Here is a 19,742-nt window from a genome sequence, read left to right on the forward strand (position 1 = left end):
AAGACCATGCCTGCTACCCGCCGCAAGATCCGTGTGCTCATCGTCGATGACAGCGCCTCGGTGCGCATGACGTTGAGCGAGATCATCGACGGTGACCCTGACCTTGAAGTCATGGCGACCGCGGCCGACCCCTATGTCGCGGTGGAGCGCATCCGCCAGGAAGTGCCCGATGTGATGTTCCTCGATATCGAGCTGCCGCGCATGGACGGGCTGACCTTCCTGCGCAAGATCATGAGCCAGCGGCCCATTCCGGTGGTGATCTGCTCGAGCTTGGCCGAGGCCGGTTCGGACACGTTGATGCAGGCGCTCGAAGCAGGCGCCGTCGATGTCGTGGCCAAGCCGCGCGTCGACACGACCCAGTTTCTGCAGGAATCGCGCATGCGCATCTGCGACGCCGCCAAGGCCGCCGCCCATGCCAAATTCCGCGGCGTGAAGAAGGCGCCACCGCCGCCGATCAATGTCGAGGCCAAGCTCACCGCCGACGCGATCATTCCGCCTCTATCGGAAGCGCGGGCCGCCTCGCTGCGCGCCAAGCAGCCGCAGACCGAGCCGATCATCTGCATCGGCGCCTCCACCGGCGGCACGGAAGCCTTGCGCGATGTATTGGAAAAGCTGCCCGCCGACAGCCCCGCCATCGTCATCGTCCAGCATATGCCGGAAAAATTCACCGGCGCCTTTGCCCGCCGCCTCGACGGTCTCTGCGCCATCGCAGTCAAGGAAGCCGAGGATGGTGATGTGGTGCAGGCGGGCAGGGCGCTCATCGCCCCCGGCAACCAGCATATGGTGCTGCACCGCGCCGGCAGCCGCTACACCGTCAATATCGTGGACGGGCCGCATGTGTCGCGCCACCGCCCCTCGGTCGATGTGATGTTCCGCTCGGCCTCGCAGGTGGCCGGCCGCAATGCCATGGGCATCATCCTCACCGGCATGGGCGACGATGGCGCCAGGGGCCTGCTCGAAATGCGCCAGGCCGGCAGCCACACCATCGCGCAGGACGAAGAAAGCTGCGTGGTCTTCGGCATGCCCAAGGAGGCCATTCAGCGCAATGCCGCGGTCAAGATCGTGCCGTTAAGCCGCGTCGCTACCGAAATCGAAACCTATGGCCGTAACGCCCAGCGCACGGGGACTTTACTATGAGCGCATTGGCGCAATCACTGCCGGCCAAACCCGCCGATGCCACCGCCTTGCGGGCTGTCGGCGTGGCGCTGGCCGCACCGCGCGAGCAGATCGAAAGCACTTTCGTCACCGTAGGCGCCCGCCTGACTGAAGGCGCGGCCATGCTCAACCGCGTCACCAAGGTGTTCGAGGCCCTGCCGGCCCAGTTGCAGAGCTCCGAACTGGTCGAAGCCTCGACGCGCCTCGCCGATGTCGGCAAGCAGGCCCAGACCATCTCGGCCCTGTTCGCCACCGAACAGGCTGACCTGACGCGGCTGGTCGAAGTCGTCCGCGCTGCCGATCATCCGATTTCCGAACTGCGCCGCACGGTGAAGATGATGGGGATCGTGGCCATCAATGCCCGTGTCGTGGCGGCCAGCGTAGTGGGCGACGGTGACGATTTCGACGTGTTCACCACCGATATCGCCAAGCTCTCGGAAAGCGCCAGCAGCACCATCCAGCAATTCACCGCCGCCTATCGGCAGCTCACCGACGAGGTCGGTCAGGCCGCCCGCCAGCGCGGTCAGTTCGAAAACGCCCATGCCGATACGCTGAGCACCCTCGCCGCCAGCATGGACACGGCCCTTGCCGAACTGGCGCGCCAGCGTGCCATTTCCGTCGATGGCAGCGCCGAGACCGGTCGGGTCTCCCGCCAGATCGTCACCCGCATCGCCAGCGCCGTCATGGCCCTGCAGGTGGGCGACGCCACGCGCCAGCGCATCGAACATATCGAAAGCGGCGTAGCGGCGCTCGGCGATCTGCTCGATACGCTGTCGCCGGAGGAAGGCGCTGCGGCTTCGGCTATTGTCGGCGGCCTGCAGGTGGCCCAGCTCGCCGCCGCGACCGACGCCTTCGAAGGCGATGTGGACGAGGCCGGCACCGCCTTGCGCGACCTCGCCGCCGATGCCCGCGCCATCACCGATCAAAGCCAGGCCATCTATGGCCAGGGCGACGAAACCGGCGCTTCCTCGCTGGCCGCGCTGAGCAAGGCCGTGCGCCATGCCGCTACGGTGCTGCGTGATTGCGAAGCCGAGCGCAGCAAGCTCGAAATGGTCGCCAGCGCCGTTCTGGGAACGGTCGGCGTGCTGCTGAGCCATGTCGAGGCGGTGCAGGAGATCGAGGCCAATATGCGCCTTGTCAGCCTCAATGCCGCGGTCAAATGCGCCCAACTCGGCCCGCGCGGCGCCGCCCTCAACGTCATCGCGCGTCAGCTACGCGAGCTGACCGGGGAGACGGTCAGCGCGGCCGAAGCCTCCATGGCCGGATTGCACGAAGCGGCGGGCCTTGCCAAATCCTTCGGCGCCGCCGCCAATGGCGATACCGCCGGCCGCGTCGGCCAGCTCGAACAGGAGGCGACGGCGGCTTTGATCCTGCTGCAGGGCGTCGATGCCGCATTGGCCGAGGCCCTGGCCACGCTCAACCGCGATGGCCCCAACGTCATCACCCTGCTGGGCACGGCGGCCGAGACCTTCGTCAGCCAGGCCGCAATCTCGGAAACCATGCGCGATCTCGAAATGCAGCTCGTGGCGGCCTGTCCGCCAGTGGCGTCGGCCACGCAAACCGCTGCCATATCCGATGTCCTGGCCGCCCACCGCGCCCGCTACACCATGGATGCCGAGCGCCGAATTCACGAGAAACTGTTTGGCGCCGACATGACCGTGTCGGAACCGGAAGCCGTGACGGAAGCGAGCGAAGACCTCGACGCGCTGTTCTTTTAGCCTGAATAGGGCTTGAAATGCTTGGAGAGCTTGAGCGTCTGCGCTTGATAATTCGAGCCCAACGCCGAGCCGTAGAGCCGGTCCGGTGCCTCGGCCAGTCGCTCATAGATCAGCCGGCCGATGGTTTGGCCGTGGCCCAGCAGGAACGGCACCTCGCGGCTGCGCACTTCCAGCACTGCGCGGCTGCCGCTGCCCCCGGCCGATGAATGGCCGAAGCCCGGATCGAAGAAGCCGGCATAGTGCACGCGGAATTCGCCCACCAGTGGATCGAAGGGCACCATTTCGGCGGCATGGGTGGGCGGCACATGCACCGCCTCGTCGCTGACCAGGATGTAGAATTCGTCCGGATCGAGGATCAGCTCCTCGCGGCCGCGATTGACCAGCGGGTCCCAGAAATCCAGCACGTCGAGCGCGGCTTTCTTGTCTACATCCACCACCGCCGTATGGCGCCTCGAGCGGAAACCGATCAGCCCGCTGCGGCCTTCGCCCTTGAGGTCGATGGAGAGCGCCACGCCTTCGCCAACCGGGGCATTATTGTTGAACACCAGCGTGTCGGACGCGTGCAGCGCCTGATGCTCGGCCACGGTCAGGCGATTGTCGCCGGAGCGGAAGCGCATCTGGCTGAGCCGCGAGCCGGTGCGCACCAGCACCGGGAAGGTGCGGGGGCTGACTTCGAGATAGAGCGGCCCCTTGTAGCCGGCGGGCATCTGGTCGAAGCCGCGTGCCCGGTCGCCGATGACGCGGGTGAACACGTCGAGCCGTCCGGTCGAGCTCTTAGGATTGGCCGAGGCGCTGACCGCATCGGGCAGGTCGAGGCTTTCCTGCAGCGGCACGAGATAGACGCAGCCGCGTTCCAGCACGGCGCCACGGGTCAGGTCGATCTCATGCAGCTTCAGCGCCTCGATACGTTCGGCCACCGAATGGCTGGGGCCGGGCAGGAAGCTTGAGCGCACGCGATAGGCCACATCGCCAAGCCGCAGGTCGAGGCTGGCCGGTTGCACCTGATCGGCATCGAACGGACGGGCCGCCATGATGCTGCCCTGCTTGTGCAGCTTCTCGATCAACCGCGCCGGAAAGACGCCCTGCGGCCAGGCCTGTTGCTTGTCCATGCTGTCGCGCCCCGCGGAAACCGTGGCTACCCCTACCAATCCACGCAATTGACGCCAACAGGCAATTGGCTTTACATCACAGCCCAGTGGTGATTTGGCCGGTCGCTTGCAGCCACTTAAAAGAAATCGCTAAAGACCGTTGTGGGAACCGGCCGCCCTTTTGGGTGCCGGTTTTTGTTTTTGAAGGCGTGACCATGTCCCGAGATAAGAACCCCCTCCTCGATCCGAACCGGCGAGCCGCTGCCACCCAGATGGTGCATGGCGGCGGCAAGCGCACCGATTTCAACGAGACGAGCGAGGCCCTCTTTCTCAATTCGGGCTATTCCTATCCCAGCTCCGAACATGCCGAACGCCTGTTCCAGAACAAGATCCCAGGTGGCCACAATTATTCCCGCTTCGCCAACCCTACCGTCGATGTGTTCCAGGAGCGCATGGCGCTGATCGAAGGGGCCGAAGCGGGCCGCGCCTTCGCCTCCGGCATGGCCGCGGTCACCAATGCGGTGATGAGCCAGGTTCGGGCCGGCGACCACATCGTCGCCGCTCAGGCTTTGTTCGGCGGTTGTCGCTATGTCGTGGAAGATTACGCGCCGCGCTTTGGCGTAGAATCGACGCTGGTTGATGGCCGCGATTCCGAGAACTTCGCCCGCGCCATGCGCCCCAATACCAAGGTCGTTTTCCTGGAGACGCCGACCAATCCGACGCTCGAACTGGTCGATATCAAGGCCGTCGCGGACATCGCTCATGCCCATGGCGCAAAACTGATCGTCGACAATGTCTTCTCCACCGCGCTCTACCAGAAGCCGCTGCAGCTCGGCGCCGACCTCGTCACCTATTCGGCCACCAAGCATATCGACGGGCAGGGCAGGGTGCTCGGCGGCATCGTGCTGGGCTCCCGGGAACTGATCGAGGGCGACGTCCACACCTTCCTGCGCCAGACTGGCGCTACGCTCAGCGCCTTCAACGCCTGGGTGCTGCTCAAGGGACTCGAAACCTACGAGCTGCGCATCCGCCAGATGACCGACAGCGCCGAAAAGATCGTGGCGGCTCTGGCCAGCCATCCCAAGATCAACAGGGTCATCTATCCGCACCACCCCAGCCACCCGCAATATGAGCTGGCCAGGCGCCAGATGCAGCGCGGCTCGACCATCATCGCCCTCGACGTCAAGGGCGGCCAGGAAGGAGCCTTCACCCTGTCGGATAGCCTGGCGGTGATCCTGATTTCCAACAATCTGGGCGATGCCAAGTCGCTCATCACCCATCCGCGCACCACCACCCACGCCCGCTTTACCGAGGACGTCCGTCTCGAAACCGGCGTCACCCCCGGCCTGCTGCGCCTGTCGGTGGGACTGGAAAACCCCGACGACCTGATTGCCGATCTGATGTATGGGCTGGATCAGGTTTAGCGGAATGAAGCTGTTCGGCGCGCGCGGCCCCACCCCACCCTCATTCCCTCCCCATCGAGGGGAGGGAGGCGCATGGGCGAGATTCGAGATTGAGCGCGGATATCTCAGCCGATTGCTGCGCAGGTTTCCCTCCCCCTTGTGGGGAGGGAATGAGGGTGGGGGTAGGATTTGGCTAAGGGCCGCTGCCTTGGCCCTCACCCTCCTCGCCACCCCCGCCTTCGCCCAGTCACTGCCCTACCATTCCGACCCCAGCGCCCGCGAAATCCTGCCCAGCCTGACGCCGGTGCCGGCCATTCGCTTCCTGACCACGGCCGACTTTCCGCCCTTCAACTTCCGCGATGCCGGGGGTGAGCTGATCGGCTTCAATGTCGATCTGGCCAAGCGCATCTGCGCCGAGGTCAATGTCGCCTGCACCATCCAGGCCTGGCCCTGGGAGCAGGCGGCAAGCGCCCTCGGCGAAGGCCAGGGCGATGCGCTGATCGCCGGGCTGGCGATGAGTGACGAAAACGGCGCGCTGTTCGATTTCTCCGCCACCTATCTGGCACTGCCCGGCCGCTTCGTGACCCGCGCCGCCGATATCGGCCTGTTCGATGCCAATGCGCTGGCGGGCAAAACCATTGCGGTACGCCGCGGCAGCGCGCACGAAACCTTCGTCACCCGCTATCTGCCCGAGGCCGAGGTCGCGCGCTTCGACAGCGAGATCGCCGCGCTCGAAGCGGTAGAAAAGGGCGAGGCCGACGCGTTTTTCGGCGACGCCATGCGCGCCTCGTTCTGGCTCAACGAAAATCTCAGCTGCTGCGGCTTTGCCGGCCAACCCTATTTCCGTCCGAACCTGTTCGGCGAAGGCCTCGCCGTCGCCGTCCCTCCGGGGAATGATGCCGTGCGCCACGCCATCGATTGGGCTCTGGTCAAGCTCAAGGGCAATGGCGCGCTGGACGAACTCTACCTGCGCTGGTTCCCGGTGGGGTTCTATTGAGCCGCAAGGCGAAGCGCACGGTGTTGCATGACCGCCAGGCGGCCCGTCTCGGTCAATTGATAGATGCCGTTGCTGACGCGCTCGAACCAGCCATAGACATTGCCGAGCAGGATCTTGCCAGCATCGGGCGCGGCGGGTCTTATATCCCGCGGGCGGAGCGGGCCTTCCAATAGCGCCTCGGCGCAGATCAGCGCCTGCTGCCGATACGCCGTCATGATCGGCGTTCTGGTGCTGCCGCCCAGGGCAGGATCGCCGCGCCGGCGTTGATGCTCCCGCACCAGGCGCGACCGGCGCTTGGGATTGGTGCGCGGCATGGGCGCGATGGAACTGACGATGACGCTGACATCGCCCAGATCGGACACGGCAAGCATGCCGATGCCCAGTCGGCGGCAGAGATTGCGATAGCGCTTGTCGGTCTCGCGGCCCTTGCCCTTGGACATCCTGGCGGCAATCCAGACCTCGTCGGCGATAGCGGCGCGATCGACTGCCTGCAGCACCAGTTCGAGGTTGAAGGTGAGCTTGAGCTCGCAGACCACCACGACGGGTGGATCGGAAGGGCTGAGGCCGACCAGGTCGCAGGCGCCAACCTCGCCCTTGACCTCATAGCCGGCCGCTTCGAGGAACGCCTTGACCGGCTGATAGAGCGACGTTTCCATGCGCCGGGCGCTTGGTTCAGTTCGGCATGCGCCGATGCCGCGCCCGCGCCGCCGTCTCGATGGCGGCCGTGGTCAGCCGGTCGAGGGTCAGCTTGTCGCGCAGCAATTCGAGGAAGCGCAGCTCCTCCTGCTCGAGATGCAGGTCGACCGACGCCACCTCCACCGCCACGGCATAGGCCGTGTCCTGCAGCTTGACCGGCAAGACGGCGATGGCGTCATCGATCACCTGGTCCAGTCCGCCCGGGCCGTTGAGCTTGTCGGCGCATGCATTAGCAACCACGGCCAGCCGGGTCTTGTCGAATCCCTCGAACACCGGCAACCGACCGATTAGCGCCTGGATGCGAACCAGTTCCCTTTCCGTCATGGCGCTGTCGGACGAGGCGGCGACAATCATCAGGTGGATGAGGGCGTCGTGGGCGGCATTGGACATCAGGCGTTTCCCAGGCTGTTCTGTGCCTCGATAGCTAGGCGCGTCGGGCGGCATTGGCAAGCATCGGCCCCCGAAAACGTTGACGTTGGCGCGTCGGAATGCAACACACCCGACACTCCTTCTCCCTGAAAGGCCTGACCTTGTCGCCCGCTCCGTTGCCCCCGCTCGATCCCGCGTTCTTCGACGCCGCCCAGACTGCCCGCGCCTGGCCGTTTGAGGAAGCAAGGAAACTGGTCAAGCGCCTGGAGAAATCGGGCAAGGGCGAAGCTGTGTTCGAAACCGGCTATGGCCCCTCGGGTCTGCCCCATATCGGCACTTTCGGCGAAGTCGCGCGTACCACCATGGTGCGCACGGCCTTTCGCCTGCTGACCCGCGACCAGATTCCGACAAGGCTCATCTGCTTTTCCGATGACCTCGACGGCATGCGCAAGATTCCCGACAACGTGCCCTCCAAGGAGGCCATGGAGCCGCATCTGCAAAAGCCGCTGACCTCGGTGCCTGATCCGTGGACCAACGAGTTCGACAGCTTCGGCGCGCATAACAATGCCATGCTGCGCCGCTTCCTCGACACGTTCGGCTTCAACTACGAATTCGCCAGCGCCACCGACTATTACAGGTCGGGCAAGTTCGACGCCGTGCTGCTGCGTGCCGCCGAGCGCTACGACGATATCATGAAAGTGATGCTGCCCACGCTCGGCGCCGAACGCCAGGCCACCTACAGCCCCTTCCTGCCGATCTCGCCGATATCAGGCCGCGTGCTCTATGTGCCGATGAAGGAAGTCGATGCCAAAAACGGCACGGTGACCTTTGCCGACGAAGACGGCAGCGACACCACTCTGCCGGTCACCGGCGGGCATGTGAAGATGCAGTGGAAGCCCGATTTCGGCATGCGCTGGGCTGCGCTCGACGTCGATTTCGAGATGTTCGGCAAGGACCACCAGACCAACGCCCATGTCTATGACAAGATCTGCGAAATCCTCGGCGGCAAGGCGCCCGAGCACTATGTGTTCGAGCTGTTCCTCGATGCCGAGGGCCAGAAGATTTCCAAGTCCAAGGGCAATGGGCTGACCATCGACGAATGGCTGACCTATGCGGGCAATGAGAGCCTGGGGCTCTACATGTTCCAGAAGCCGCGCACGGCCAAGCGCCTGCATTTCGACGTCATCCCGCGGGCGGTCGACGAATATTTCGCGCATGTCGCGGCCTACCAGAAGCAGGACACTGCCGCGCGCCTGGAGAATCCGGCATTCCATGTCCACTATGGCAAGGTGCCGGAAGTCGACATGCCGGTTACCTTTGCGCTGTTGTTGAACCTTGCGACGGCTTCCAATCCGGAAACGCCTGATGTGATGTGGGGCTATATCTCCGCCTATGCGCCCGGCGTGTCGCCGCAGACGCATCCGCATCTGGATGCGCTTGTCGGCTACGCCATTCGCTATTTCCGCGACTTCGTGCAGAAGACCTATCGCGCGCCCGATGAGGTGGAACGCGGCGCGCTCGAGGCGCTCTCGGAGGCCTTTGCTGCCCTGCCTGATGACGCCACCAACGAAACCATCCAGAATGCGGCGCTTGACGTGGCGCGGACTATCGAGCGGTATCAGGACCACACCAAAAAGAGCCCCACCGGCGGCCCGGGCGTCTCCGTCGAGTTCTTCCAGATGCTCTATTCTGTGCTGATCGGGCAGGAGCGCGGTCCGCGCTTCGGGTCTTTCGCCGCGCTTTATGGCATCGACAATACGCGCAAGCTGATCGAGGATGCGCTGGCCGGGAAGTTCGTCAAGGCCGGCTGAAACTAAGGAGATTTCCTTGCGGTTTCTTGCTGTTTTCCTGCTTCTGGCATTGAGCATGCCTGCCTATGCCGCTGCCGATGACATCCCCGGATCCATCCAGGGCAAATGGGTGGGCGGGGACCAGGCCTGCGACACGGTGGGGGCGCCCATGGTGATCTCGGCCACCACGCTGGTCTATGCCGATGGCCGCATCGACGACGTGTTCTTCTCGCCTGAGAATGGTGCCGATGGCACCATTCACTTCCGTCAGGAAGGCGAAGTCTCCAACTACGAATATATCGCGGCCCGCGACCTGCTGGTCTACCACCCCGAAGGCTTCGGCATGGGGTCGGCACTTCCCATGGTCCGTTGCGCCGAACCGGCTGGCGCGTTCGAGCGGCGCTGCGGCTGGCTGGCCAATCCGACGCCGGGCAATTGGTGGCTGGTCGACCGGGATCGCAGCTGGACCCTGTCGAGCCAGGGTGACGACAATCCCGTTGCCACCGCTGTCATGGATCGGGTGCCCGCTTTCGATGCGGACGAGTTCGTCTCGACGGGCAGCTATTACGGCCATGGCTGCGCCTGCCTGACCGTCTCCACCGACCCCGATGAAGGCCGGGTGCTGGCTATCGGCACCAGCAAGCGCCTGCCGCTTTCCACCTGCGAAGCCGACAAATCCTTGCCTGCACCGGCCGACTGGTAGCGCCCGTCAGCCCAGCACCTTGCGGAAAAACACGACGCGCCGGGTTTCCACAAAGCCGAGCGCGTTATGCATGGCGTGGCTGACGCTGTTGTCGATGGCGGCGTCGGAGGCGAGCTCACGGTAGCCCTGTTGTCGCGCCCACGCTTCAACGGCTGCCACCAGCCGCCGCGCCAGCCCCGTGCGGCGGTGGCCGGGATCGACATAGATGCCTTCGAGAAAAGCCACTGGGGTAGTATCGCAGCCGTTGACATAGTCATGGCGGACGCTGGCCTCGGCAAACCCCACCGCCCGGCCATGGTCGTCGCGGGCGATCAGCGCGAGCCCTTTGCCTGAAGCCAGCGCCGCAACAACTTCGGCGCGATACTCGGCAATGTTGCCATGGGGCCAGAGGGCGTGGCGCAGGGCGGTCAGGTCATCGACATCGGGCGTGCTGACGACGGCGATGCTTGTCATTGGCTGGCCCAGATGATGCGGGCGATCCATTCAATATCGCTGAGCTCGAACAGCCGCGGCTCATAGGCCGGGTTGATGGAGTGAAGCTCGATCTGCTTGCCGGTCTGGCGATGCAGGATCTTGGCCATCACCTCGCCATCGCGCGTCTTGACCACGACGCGATCGCCCCGTCGCACCTGCTCGGTGGGCGAGACGACGATGCGGTCGCCTTCGCGATAGAGCGGCTCCATGGAATCGCCCTGCACTTCGAGTGCATAGATGCCGCCTTCGCCGGGCGAGGGCAGGGCGATTTCGTCCCAGCCCTGGCCGGCCGGAAAACCCGCGCTATCGAAGAATCCGCCCGAGCCGGCTTGCGCCAGACCGAGCAGCGGCACGGTGCGGTTGGGCAGGTTGTCGTTGAGCTGCAGGAAGGCGCCCGTACCGGTGAGGAAGGAATCGAAGCTCTCCCCCGTGGCTTCCAGGATTTTGGAAATGCTCTCGGTCGAGGGCCAGCGCTCCCGCCCGTCCTTGCTGACGCGCTTGGAGACGTTGAAGGCAGTGGCGTCGAGCCCGGCGAGTTTCGCCAGCGCCGAGACCGAATGGCCATGGCGGCGCGCGAGGGCGTCGATCCCGTCCCAGATAGCTCTGTGTGACAGCATGGCAATAACCTGATAAGGAAATATATCTTATTGATGGAATTAAGTCCTATCTTTTTAACGTCCCAACTTTGTCTTGTAAAGGGCCGCCCTCCGCTTGCGGCCTCCTGCGTGCGCCATTAGGTTCGCGGCCATGAGCACCCCTGAATTCGTCTACAAGATCGCCACCGAAGCGGCCTTCGCGCCTGCACGCAATGGCGCCGGCTTTGCCGGCATGCCCATCGACGCCACGGATGGCTACATGCACTTTTCCACGGCCGACCAACTGGCCGAAACGCTGCGCCTGCATTTCGCCGGGCAAAGCGGATTGGTGCTGCTGGCGGTGCGCAGCGCTGATCTCGGCGCCGATCTGGTCTGGGAGCCCTCGCGCGGCGGCGCGCTCTTCCCTCATCTCTATGGCGGCCCGCTCAAGATAGCGGCCATTGCCTGGGAGGCGCCGCTAAGGGTGACCGCCGATGGTGTCTGCACCCTGCCCGAGGCGGTGCGATGATCCTCTCCGCACTCTCCCCCCTGCTGCGCATTCCGGCCCTGTCGGGCCTCACCCAGCAAACCCTGCTGAAGATGGATCCCGAGACGGCCCATGGCGCGACGATCACCGCCCTGCGCCTCGGCCTGGCGCCCGAGCAGAGCCACCCTGATGGCGCCGAATTGCACACCAGCCTGTGCGGGCTCGAACTCACCAATCCCTTCGGCATGGCCGCCGGCTTCGACAAGAATGCCGAAGTGCCTCGTCCTCTGGCACTGCTGGGTTTCGGCATGGTCGAGATCGGCACCGTCACCCCCGCGCCCGCAGGCGGGCAATCCCAAGCCGCGTCTGTTCCGCGTCGGCACGGCAGAGGGCGTGATCAACCGCATGGGCTTCAACAATGAAGGCCACGATGCGGTCTTTGCGCGGCTCAAGGGCCAGCGCATCCCGGCGGCGCTGGGTGTCAATATCGGCGCCAACAGGGACAGCCAGGATTTCGTGGCTGACTATGTGCTGGGGGTGAAGCGCTTCGCCGACCTGGCCGACTATCTCACCGTCAACGTCTCCTCGCCCAATACGCCCGGCCTGCGCAACCTGCAGGCCGACGAGGCCCTGCGCCGCCTGCTCGGTGAAGTGCTGGCCGCCCGCGCCAAGGCGAAAACCCGCGTGCCGGTCTTCCTCAAGATCGCCCCCGATCTCGACGAGGCAGCGCTCGACGCCATTGCCTCGGTCGTGCTGGCCACCGATCTCGATGGGTTGATCGTCTCCAACACCACCATCACCCGCGATGCGGTTGCGGGCCTCGAAAATGCCGATGAAACCGGCGGCCTTTCCGGCAAGCCGCTGTTCGATCTCTCGACCCAGCGCCTCGCCCAGATACGCCAGCGCGTCGGCACGCTGCCCCTTATCGGCGTCGGCGGCATCCATTCACCACAATCGGCCCTGGCCAAGATCGAGGCCGGCGCCAATGCCATCCAGCTCTATTCGGCCATGGTCTTCGGCGGCCTCGACCTGCTCGACCGCCTCAAGCGCGGGATGGTGGCCGCGGTGCGGGCAGAGGGCAAGACCAATATCGGGGAATTGGTGGGGACGAAGACGGATGACTGGGCTAGGGGCCGGGCGACGCTGGCTGGGTGAGCCGGTGCCACGCCCTCGTGGTTCGAGGGTCGCTGCGCTCCCGCCTCACCATGAGGGCTGTTGATACGCCGAGTCTCCCAGTAGCCCTCATGGTGAGGTGCGAGCCCTTTGCGAGCCTCGAACCACGAGGGCGTGGCGCGACAGCTCCACTCGCTCAACCTCGTGGTTCGACAAGCTTACAATGAGGTTTCCGGGAGTCCAGGCTAGGCCTTCTCGCCCCCGATCGAGAACAGCGCCTCGAACTGGCCGTCCTCGATGCGGGCCGCCGCGATCACCGCCTGGGTGCGGCTGTCTACGTCCAGCTTCTGCAGGATCGCCGAGACATGCGCCTTGACGGTGGCTTCCGAGATGGAGAGCTCATAAGCGATCTGCTTGTTCATCAGCCCGTCGCTGAGCATCATCAGCACACGCACCTGCTGCGGCGTCAGGGTCGAGAGTCGGCGCATCAGCGCGGTGTGATCGTCGTCGCCGCCCAGCGAGGTGCCTTCCGGCACGAAGACTTCGCCCGACAGCACCGTCTCGATGGCGCGGCGGATTTCGGTCGGCCCCACGGACTTGTGAAGATAGCCCGCGGCGCCCAGTTCGAACGCGCGGCGCACCACGGTGCCATCCTCGACGGCCGAGATGATCATGACAGGAATATCGGGATATTGTGCCCGCAGCAGCAGCAGCCCGGAAAAGCCGCGCACGCCGGGCATGTTGAGATCGAGCAGCACGAGGTCGCAGTCGCGGTCGGCATCGAGCGCGGCGCTGAGCCCGTTGAGATCGCCGGCTTCCTCGACGCTGACCGTGGCGTCGCCCCCGACAGGGTCTGCCGCAGCGCCGCCCGGAACAGCGGATGATCGTCGACGATGATGATGCGGCGGCGGGTCATGACGGCAGACAGCTCCTCAACGGCATACGCAAAAGTTCCGAATCGCCAGCTTCGTATCACTACGAAATCAGGTCTTTCAGCCTATGGCTCTTGCATATTGCGGCAATACTTAACGGGTTCTTTACCATGTTTTCCCAAGAGTGACCGTCATACCTTCGTGTTGAATCGCGAGGGGACCGCCTTTCATGACAGGGACTGACCATGGCCCGCGCCTACCAATTTCCGGATATGCCCGAGCCCGCAACGGAACCGCAGCCCGGCGAATGGCAGGCTCTGCGTGGCGAACTGGTTGCCCTGCTCGATCAGGTCGAAGGCCATTACGTCGATGACGACAGGGCCGAGCCGGCTCTGTCCGGCCTGACCCGCCGCGTGCGCAATCTGCGCGATCAGGTCGTCCGGCCCGAACCGGCCATGCGCCGCCGCGAGGCCTTGCGCACCGTCAAGCGCGCCGTCGACCGCTTCACCGAGCGCGACGATATGGGCGCGATCGGCCATGATCATGACGAGCTGAGCAGCGCCATTGCCGAAATCCGTGGCCGCCAGATGTCGGCGCCCGCCGCCGCTTTGGGTCGCCGCGCCGCCGATATGCCCGAATTCCGCGAGCTGAGCGCGCTGGTCGGTGGGCTCTCCGGGCGTCTCGAACGCCTCGAAGGCGATCTCAAGTCGCAGCGCGGCAGTGGCAGCGTGCACGAGGTCGCCGCCCAGGTCGAGCAGTTGACCCATGTGGTGGAATTGCTGGCTGGCGCCGTCGGCGAAACCGGCCAGGTCAAGCGCCTCGAATCCCAGATCGGTGCACTGGCCGCGCTGATCGAAGGCGGGTCGCGTGTGGACCTCTCGGCCATCAACAAGCGGCTCGATGACGTTTCGGCCACGGTCAGCACGCTGGCCGAATTGCAGGCCCGGCAGATGGAACACGATCTGGCGCGCGAGGCCGGCGAGCCCGAAGGCGGCTCGGCATTGGCCCCGGCCATGCAGTCCATCGAGAAAAGCGTCCGCAACGTCTATGATCGCATCGACGCCATCGAAAAGAATGTTGCCCTGTCCTCGGGCGATTTCGAGCGGCTGACCAGCGAAATGGCCGCCTTTACCCAGGCGATGAAAGAGGGCGAAGCCGCGCCCGGCACGCTGGTCGCCAAGGTCGATGCCCTCGCCTCCCGCATCGGCAATTTCGACACTGCCAATGGTGACGTCGCCGGCCTCAAGCAGGATATCGCCTCGCTGCGCGATGCCGTCATGGCCGGCATGGAGCCGCGCTTCCTGCGCATCGAAAGCCAGATCGAGGCTCTGGCCGACCGCATGGCGCCGGCCGATACCGCCCAGGTCGAAAGCCAGCTCAAGCTGCTGATGACCCGCATGGACGAGACCGGCAGCCAGCTCAACGACCTCGCCAAGCTCTATTCCAGCCAGGCTGATGCTACCGATATCGAGGCCATGGCCACCCTGGTGGCCGAGCGCACCAGCGATGCCGTGACCCGCAAGGCACCGGCCCCGGTCGCCATGTTCGGCCCCGACAGCCTCAAGAGCATCGAGGACCGGCTGACCGGCCTGATCAAATCGGCCGGCAAGACGCCGGATTACGAGACGCTTGCCACCCTGGTGGCCGAACGCGCTTCCGAGGCAGTGGCCAAGTCTACCCCCGCCGCCGCTGGCGGCATGAGCGAAGAGGGCATGGCGGCGCTGGAACAGCGCATGGCCGCGCTGTTCAATACCGCCGGCAAGGATACCGCCGAACGCCTGGCGCGGCTCGAAGCCGCCCTGACGGCGCGCAAGGAGCAGGCCGCTTCCGCGCCTGCGGCCAAGCTGGCCGAACCCGTTCGCACCGACGGCGACCAGGCCCGTCTCGACACGATGCTGACGGCATTGGCCGGTCCGAAATCCGCCGCGAGAAGCGATGCCATGCCCGCCAATCCGGGCGATGAGGCGCCGCTGGTTGATCCCGGCTTCAAGCATGCCGGCCCTGTCCGCGCTGCGCTCGATGCCCAGACCGCCATCGCCCGCAAGGCGGTATCGGCACCGGCGGATGCGCCGGTCGGCAATCGCCCCGCCTTCGATCCGAGCAGCGTCGAGCGGCCGCCGCGTCCGCAATCGAGCTTTGCCACTACTGGTGCCGATCCGTTCGCGGCACCGCCCGTGAATGCGGCGCCGCAGGTCGAAACGTCGGTCAGCCAGAGCAGCACCAGCACGTTCGTCGCCGCGGCCCGCCGGGCCCAGCGCGCGCGGCAGGAAGCGGTCACGCCTGCCGTCTCCAGCAATTCGTTGATCAGCCGCGCTCTGGCCCGGGTAAAGCCCGGTTCCGCCGCTGCGGCGCCTGCGGGTGACGAGGCCGTTCCGCCTGCGCCCAAGGCCGAAAAACCCGCCAAGCCCGTCAAGCCGGCAAAGCAGAAGAAGGCCAAGGCCGACGAGCTTCCGCCCGTGGCGCCGACACTGGGCGCCGATAGCGATGCGCTGGCCGAACCGCGGCAGAGCTTCCTGACCCGGCACCGCCGCCCATTGCTGCTGGCGGCGACGCTGGTGGCCGTATCCATGCTGGCGCTCAACCTGGTCATGCAGCGCACGGCGCCGACCCCCGCGCCCGCGGCCCCGCCCGTCGCCGAGACCGAGCAGCCTTCGGCTGAGCCGGCGGCGACCGACGATGTGTCCCTGGTCCGGCCCGAGCCGCGCGCCATCGACATGATCGACAGCAACGCCACCGCTTCGATCAATCCCGGCCAGCCGATGAGCTTCACCAGGCCCGTCGTCGCCACGCCGATGCCCCCTTCGCTCATGGCGCTGACCAGCGGCGGGATAGAGGCCGCGCCGGCCGATATTCCAACCGATATTGTCCCTGATGTCACCGGCAGCATCGACCGCGATGCGGCTGCCGTCGAGACATTCGAGCTGCCGCCCGAGGGCGTTGGCCCGCTCGAACTGCGCCAGGCTGCCGCTGATGGTGACGCCCGCGCCCAGTTCGAAATCGGCGCCATCTATACCGAAGGCCGCGCCGTCACCCAGAATTATCCCGAGGCGGCCAAGTGGTACGAGCGCTCCGCCGCGCAGGGCTTCGTGCCGGCGCAATACCGCATCGGCAATCTCTATGAAGCCGGGCAGGGTGTGGACAAGGATTTCGAGGTCGCCAAGCTGTGGTACCAGCGCGGCGCCGAGGCTGGCAACCGCATGGCCATGCACAATCTGGCCGCGCTCTATGCCGGCGGGCAGTTGGGCGACCAGGAATTCGAATCGGCGGCCGAATGGTTCGCCCAGGCGGCCGCGCGCGGCATGACCGACAGCCAGTTCAACCTCGGCATGCTCTATGCCCGCGGGCTGGGCGTGGAGCAGGATTTCGAGCAGTCCTATAAATGGTTCTCGCTGGCCGCCCGCAATGGCGACGGCGATGCGGCCAAGGCCCGCGACGATATCGCCAAGTCGCTGACCGCCGAAGCGGTGGACCGTGTCACGGGCGAACTGGCCCAGTGGCAGGCCGAACCGATCGACCTGGCGGCCAATTTCGCGCCTTTGGGCACCTGGTCCACCAGCTTCGATCCGGGCGAGACCATCACCACCAAGGATGTGATCTCCAAGGTGCAGATGGTGCTCGACAAGCTCGGCTTCGATGTCGGCACGCCCGATGGCCTGCCCGGCCCCAAGACAGCCGAGGCCATCAAGGCGTTCGAGCGGGGCACCGGGATGAGCGAAAGCGGCGCCGTCAATCCCCGCCTGCTCGCCGTGCTGGGCAGCCAGCCCGTCTGACCATCGTCTGACACCGAACTGTCGTTTGACAGGGCCCGACCCTGGCCCTAATCCCGTGCCGTGATGAGCTTCCGCTGCGCCGGAAGTCTTGACCTATTGTTGACGGACGGCCTGTAAGGTCGTGCGGCGTAGTCATTTTCAAACGGATCAGGGTCTTGCAGGTCTATCTGCCGATCGCCGAGTTGTCCGTGAACCTCTTCTTTCTCGTGGGGATCGGAGGGGCGGTCGGTTTCCTGTCCGGGCTCTTCGGGGTCGGCGGTGGTTTCCTGCTGACGCCGCTGCTGATTTTCTCCGGCGTACCGGCCCCGGTAGCGGTGGCTTCGGTCACCGGGCAGGTGGTGGCGGCTTCGACCTCGGGGGCGCTGGCGCATTACCGACGTGGCGCCATAGACCTTCATCTGGCGCTTTACCTGGTGCTGTCGGGCGTGCTCGGGGCCTTCGGTGGCGTGGCCATGTTTGCGCTACTGCGCGATGCCGGCCAGCTCGACCTGGTAATTTCGCTGGGCTTCCTGGTGCTGCTCGGCTCGGTCGGCGTGCTGATGCTGGTAGAATCCACCCGCGCCATCCTCAAGCAGCGAAAAGGCGTGGTGGTGCGCGAGCGCCTGCCCAACCAGCACAACTGGATCCACGGCCTGCCCATGCGGGTGCGGTTCAAGAAATCGCGGCTTTATATCAGCGTCCTGCCGGTGCTGATCATCGGCCTCTTCATCGGCTTTGTCGGCTCGCTCCTCGGTGTCGGCGGCGGCTTCATCATGGTGCCGGCACTGGTCTATCTGCTGCGTGTGCCCGGCAATGTTGTCATCGGCACCTCGCTGGCGCAGGTGGTGGCGATGATGGCGGCCACGACGATCCTGCATGCCGTGCAGAGCCAGAGCGTCGATATATTGCTCGCCTTCTGCCTGATGGTCGGCGGCACGGCCGGTGCCCAGTTCGGCGCTTCCGCGGGCAAATATCTGCGCGGCGAACAGTTGCGCGGGCTACTGGCTCTGCTGGTGCTGGCCGTCGCCATCCGCTTCGGCCTGTCGCTGGTGTTGGCGCCGGCCGATGTGTTCTCCATGGCGGTGACCGGGGGGGCGCAATGAGCCGGCTGCTGGCCCTGCTCGTCTGCCTTTTTGTGCTCGCCGCGCCGGCCCAGGCCGAGCGGCTGGTGTCGCAGGTCTCCAACGAGACCATCGAGATCACGTCGAGCTTTGCCGGCGAGCGCATGAACTTTTTCGGCACCATCATTCCCGATGCCGGCTCGACCGACAAATTCGTCACCGGCCCGTTCCATGTCGTCGTGGTCGTGCTCGGGCCAACGCAGAACCGCGTTGCCCGCAAGATGAACAATGTGCTGGGCATCTGGCTCAATACCGACCAGGTCGAATTCACCAATTTCCCGAGCTATTTCCACGTCCTGTCGAGCGGCAGGCTGACTGACATCACCGATGTCACCACGCTGACCACCAACCTCATCCTGCCCGAATCCCATACCCTGGCAGCCAGCGGCAGCGACTGGTGGAAGGGCGCTATCTTCGGCCGCGAACTGGTGCGGCTGATGACCGAGCAGGGCCTGTTCGGCGTACAGGAAAACGGCGTCAACTTCCCGGCCGACAATTTCTATTCGGCCCGGCTGACCCTGCCCAGCAACGCGCCGCCGGGGCCCTATATCGCCCTGACCTATGTGTTCAAGAATGGCGAAATCGTTGCCCGCAAATCCGAAGGTTTTGCGGTGCGCAAGATCGGTTTCGAGCGGTTTCTGGCGCAATCGGCGGTGCAGCAGCCGTTTTTCTACGGGCTGGTCTGCGTCATCCTGGCGCTGTTCACCGGCTGGCTCGGTGGCGTGCTGTTCAGGCGCTAGCCCCGGACAAGCCGCTTCGGGCTCACCGGATAAGTCCGGTCCTTCCCCAACATGGTCACCTCGACCGAGGGCCAGTTTAGCAGGCCGAAAAACGCCGGGGATAAAATATTGAGCGACCCCGTGGAGGCCCCGTAGGCCGGGAGAATCAAGAGCCTGTTATCGTGGACGAAGCAGGGGCGGCGGGTGGAGCGGCCCTGGAAAAAGACATGCGCCGCCGGGTGCAGATGGCCGGCAACAAGGCCGGTTGTGCCGCGTTCCGGCTCATGGGTGAAGGTCAATCCGGCCAGTTCCAGCCGCGGCAGGCAGGTGCCGCCGATGGCATGCGGGGCCGGATCGTGATTGCCTGACAGCCAGATGCAATCGACCATTTCGGTGACCGCATCGAGTCTCATTCGGTCCGCTAGTGTTAACAGACTGCTAGCATCGACGCGATGGAACGTGTCACCGAGCGAGAGCAGCCGGGCGGCGCCGGTGCGGCGCAGGTCGGCCTCGAGACGAGCCAGAGTGAGGCCGGTATCATAGGGTGGCAGCATCTGCCCGCGACGCGCGAAGCTCGCCATTTTTTCGAAATGCAGGTCGGCAACCAAAAGGGTCTGTTGGTTGTGCCAATAGAGCGCGCCCGAGGGCAGGGGTTCGAAATTGTGGCCGGCAAAGCGCAAGATCGGCGTCTCCGTGACCTCGGCTCTAGAGAG

Annotated in this window: 16 protein-coding genes, 2 pseudogenes and 1 riboswitch; of the genes and pseudogenes, 11 read left to right on the top strand and 7 right to left on the bottom strand. The window is 65.2% G+C overall.

Annotation, left to right across the window (positions count from 1 at the left end; genetic code table 11):
* Window positions 1-6: 6 nt before the first annotated feature.
* Together FPZ08_RS21430 and FPZ08_RS21435 are read left to right on the top strand one after the other, a co-directional pair.
* Window positions 7-1,137: a protein-glutamate methylesterase/protein-glutamine glutaminase gene (locus tag FPZ08_RS21430; protein ID WP_146292715.1), complete on the top strand. Its 1,131-nt coding sequence runs from the start codon at window positions 7-9 to the stop codon at window positions 1,135-1,137.
* A complete protein-coding gene (locus FPZ08_RS21435; RefSeq protein ID WP_146292717.1) occupies window positions 1,134-2,873 on the top strand; it encodes a hypothetical protein in 1,740 nt (579 codons plus the stop codon). Before FPZ08_RS21430 ends, FPZ08_RS21435 begins: the two co-directional genes overlap by 4 nt.
* Here the strand turns inward: FPZ08_RS21435 and FPZ08_RS21440 are convergent.
* The gene (locus FPZ08_RS21440; protein WP_146292719.1) at window positions 2,870-3,982 is read right to left on the bottom strand and encodes a 2'-deoxycytidine 5'-triphosphate deaminase; all 1,113 of its coding nucleotides are present in this window, start codon (window positions 3,980-3,982) and stop codon (window positions 2,870-2,872) included. The two genes, FPZ08_RS21435 and FPZ08_RS21440, sit on opposite strands and share 4 nt — an antisense overlap.
* A 76-nt stretch (window positions 3,983-4,058) precedes the next feature.
* Window positions 4,059-4,134, top strand: a riboswitch (SAM riboswitch).
* A gap of 42 nt (window positions 4,135-4,176) precedes the next feature.
* On the opposite strand from FPZ08_RS21440, the gene metZ reads away from it, so the two are divergent.
* A complete protein-coding gene (gene metZ, locus FPZ08_RS21445; protein ID WP_146292721.1) occupies window positions 4,177-5,385 on the top strand; it encodes an O-succinylhomoserine sulfhydrylase in 1,209 nt (402 codons plus the stop codon).
* A gap of 187 nt (window positions 5,386-5,572) precedes the next feature.
* Window positions 5,573-6,361, top strand: a complete 789-nt coding sequence (locus FPZ08_RS21450; RefSeq protein WP_186767128.1) for a transporter substrate-binding domain-containing protein — start codon at window positions 5,573-5,575, stop codon at window positions 6,359-6,361.
* Here the strand turns inward: FPZ08_RS21450 and FPZ08_RS21455 are convergent.
* Both FPZ08_RS21455 and FPZ08_RS21460 read right to left on the bottom strand, forming a co-directional pair.
* Window positions 6,355-7,017: a DUF2161 domain-containing phosphodiesterase gene (locus tag FPZ08_RS21455; protein WP_146292725.1), complete on the bottom strand. Its 663-nt coding sequence runs from the start codon at window positions 7,015-7,017 to the stop codon at window positions 6,355-6,357. The two genes, FPZ08_RS21450 and FPZ08_RS21455, sit on opposite strands and share 7 nt — an antisense overlap.
* Window positions 7,018-7,033: 16 nt before the next feature.
* Entirely contained in the window at window positions 7,034-7,447 is a 414-nt protein-coding gene (locus FPZ08_RS21460) for a tellurite resistance TerB family protein (protein ID WP_146292727.1), read from the bottom strand.
* A gap of 140 nt (window positions 7,448-7,587) precedes the next feature.
* On the opposite strand from FPZ08_RS21460, the gene FPZ08_RS21465 reads away from it, so the two are divergent.
* Both FPZ08_RS21465 and FPZ08_RS22525 read left to right on the top strand, forming a co-directional pair.
* Window positions 7,588-9,237 (top strand): lysine--tRNA ligase, encoded by a 1,650-nt coding sequence (locus FPZ08_RS21465; protein WP_246132753.1) that lies wholly within the window; start codon window positions 7,588-7,590, stop codon window positions 9,235-9,237.
* A 16-nt stretch (window positions 9,238-9,253) separates the two neighbouring features.
* Window positions 9,254-9,919, top strand: a complete 666-nt coding sequence (locus FPZ08_RS22525; RefSeq protein ID WP_246132754.1) for a DUF4087 domain-containing protein — start codon at window positions 9,254-9,256, stop codon at window positions 9,917-9,919.
* Between the two features lie 6 nt (window positions 9,920-9,925).
* Here FPZ08_RS22525 and aac(6') read toward each other — a convergent pair whose 3' ends face one another.
* Window positions 9,926-10,372 carry an aminoglycoside 6'-N-acetyltransferase gene (aac(6'), locus tag FPZ08_RS21475; protein WP_146292731.1) on the bottom strand — a complete coding sequence of 149 codons (447 nt, stop codon included), beginning with the start codon at window positions 10,370-10,372 and terminating at the stop codon, window positions 9,926-9,928.
* Window positions 10,369-11,010: a S24 family peptidase gene (locus FPZ08_RS21480; RefSeq protein ID WP_146292733.1), complete on the bottom strand. Its 642-nt coding sequence runs from the start codon at window positions 11,008-11,010 to the stop codon at window positions 10,369-10,371. The genes aac(6') and FPZ08_RS21480 overlap by 4 nt, the downstream gene beginning before the upstream one ends.
* A gap of 130 nt (window positions 11,011-11,140) precedes the next feature.
* Between FPZ08_RS21480 and FPZ08_RS21485 the strand changes: the two genes are divergently transcribed.
* Both FPZ08_RS21485 and FPZ08_RS21490 read left to right on the top strand, forming a co-directional pair.
* Window positions 11,141-11,497, top strand: a complete 357-nt coding sequence (locus FPZ08_RS21485; protein WP_146292735.1) for a DUF952 domain-containing protein — start codon at window positions 11,141-11,143, stop codon at window positions 11,495-11,497.
* 71 nt (window positions 11,498-11,568) lie between these two features.
* Window positions 11,569-12,610 (top strand): annotated as a pseudogene (locus tag FPZ08_RS21490) (quinone-dependent dihydroorotate dehydrogenase).
* A 203-nt stretch (window positions 12,611-12,813) separates the two neighbouring features.
* On the opposite strand, the pseudogene FPZ08_RS21495 reads toward FPZ08_RS21490, so the two are convergent.
* Window positions 12,814-13,484 (bottom strand): annotated as a pseudogene (locus FPZ08_RS21495) (response regulator).
* 201 nt (window positions 13,485-13,685) lie between these two features.
* Here FPZ08_RS21495 and FPZ08_RS21500 point away from each other — a divergent pair.
* The 3 genes from FPZ08_RS21500 (at window position 13,686) to FPZ08_RS21510 (ending at window position 19,050) form a co-directional block, all read left to right on the top strand.
* Complete coding sequence (locus tag FPZ08_RS21500; RefSeq protein WP_146292737.1) at window positions 13,686-17,210, top strand: SEL1-like repeat protein; 3,525 nt, start codon at window positions 13,686-13,688, stop codon at window positions 17,208-17,210.
* Between the two features lie 155 nt (window positions 17,211-17,365).
* Window positions 17,366-18,292 (top strand): sulfite exporter TauE/SafE family protein, encoded by a 927-nt coding sequence (locus FPZ08_RS21505; protein WP_146292739.1) that lies wholly within the window; start codon window positions 17,366-17,368, stop codon window positions 18,290-18,292.
* Window positions 18,289-19,050: a TIGR02186 family protein gene (locus FPZ08_RS21510; RefSeq protein WP_146292741.1), complete on the top strand. Its 762-nt coding sequence runs from the start codon at window positions 18,289-18,291 to the stop codon at window positions 19,048-19,050. The genes FPZ08_RS21505 and FPZ08_RS21510 overlap by 4 nt, the downstream gene beginning before the upstream one ends.
* On the opposite strand, the gene pdeM is transcribed toward FPZ08_RS21510, so the two are convergent.
* Window positions 19,047-19,709 carry a ligase-associated DNA damage response endonuclease PdeM gene (gene pdeM / locus FPZ08_RS21515; RefSeq protein ID WP_186767129.1) on the bottom strand — a complete coding sequence of 221 codons (663 nt, stop codon included), beginning with the start codon at window positions 19,707-19,709 and terminating at the stop codon, window positions 19,047-19,049. The two genes, FPZ08_RS21510 and pdeM, sit on opposite strands and share 4 nt — an antisense overlap.
* Window positions 19,710-19,742 lie beyond the last annotated feature (33 nt).

Origin of the sequence: Devosia ginsengisoli, from assembly GCF_007859655.1 — a bacterium.
GTDB lineage: Bacteria > Pseudomonadota > Alphaproteobacteria > Rhizobiales > Devosiaceae > Devosia > Devosia ginsengisoli.

Bases quoted from the DNA above. Each gene is read 5' to 3' on its own strand.
- FPZ08_RS21500 (WP_146292737.1), top strand. From the start codon at position 13,686: ATGGCCCGCGCCTACCAATTTCCGGATATGCCCGAGCCCGCAACGGAA.
- FPZ08_RS21485 (WP_146292735.1), top strand. From the start codon at position 11,141: ATGAGCACCCCTGAATTCGTCTACAAGATCGCCACCGAAGCGGCCTTC.
- FPZ08_RS21510 (WP_146292741.1), top strand. From the start codon at position 18,289: ATGAGCCGGCTGCTGGCCCTGCTCGTCTGCCTTTTTGTGCTCGCCGCG.
- FPZ08_RS21455 (WP_146292725.1), bottom strand. From the start codon at position 7,017: ATGGAAACGTCGCTCTATCAGCCGGTCAAGGCGTTCCTCGAAGCGGCC.
- FPZ08_RS21435 (WP_146292717.1), top strand. From the start codon at position 1,134: ATGAGCGCATTGGCGCAATCACTGCCGGCCAAACCCGCCGATGCCACC.
- FPZ08_RS21440 (WP_146292719.1), bottom strand. From the start codon at position 3,982: ATGGACAAGCAACAGGCCTGGCCGCAGGGCGTCTTTCCGGCGCGGTTG.
- metZ (WP_146292721.1), top strand. From the start codon at position 4,177: ATGTCCCGAGATAAGAACCCCCTCCTCGATCCGAACCGGCGAGCCGCT.
- FPZ08_RS21430 (WP_146292715.1), top strand. From the start codon at position 7: ATGCCTGCTACCCGCCGCAAGATCCGTGTGCTCATCGTCGATGACAGC.
- FPZ08_RS21480 (WP_146292733.1), bottom strand. From the start codon at position 11,010: ATGCTGTCACACAGAGCTATCTGGGACGGGATCGACGCCCTCGCGCGC.
- FPZ08_RS21460 (WP_146292727.1), bottom strand. From the start codon at position 7,447: ATGTCCAATGCCGCCCACGACGCCCTCATCCACCTGATGATTGTCGCC.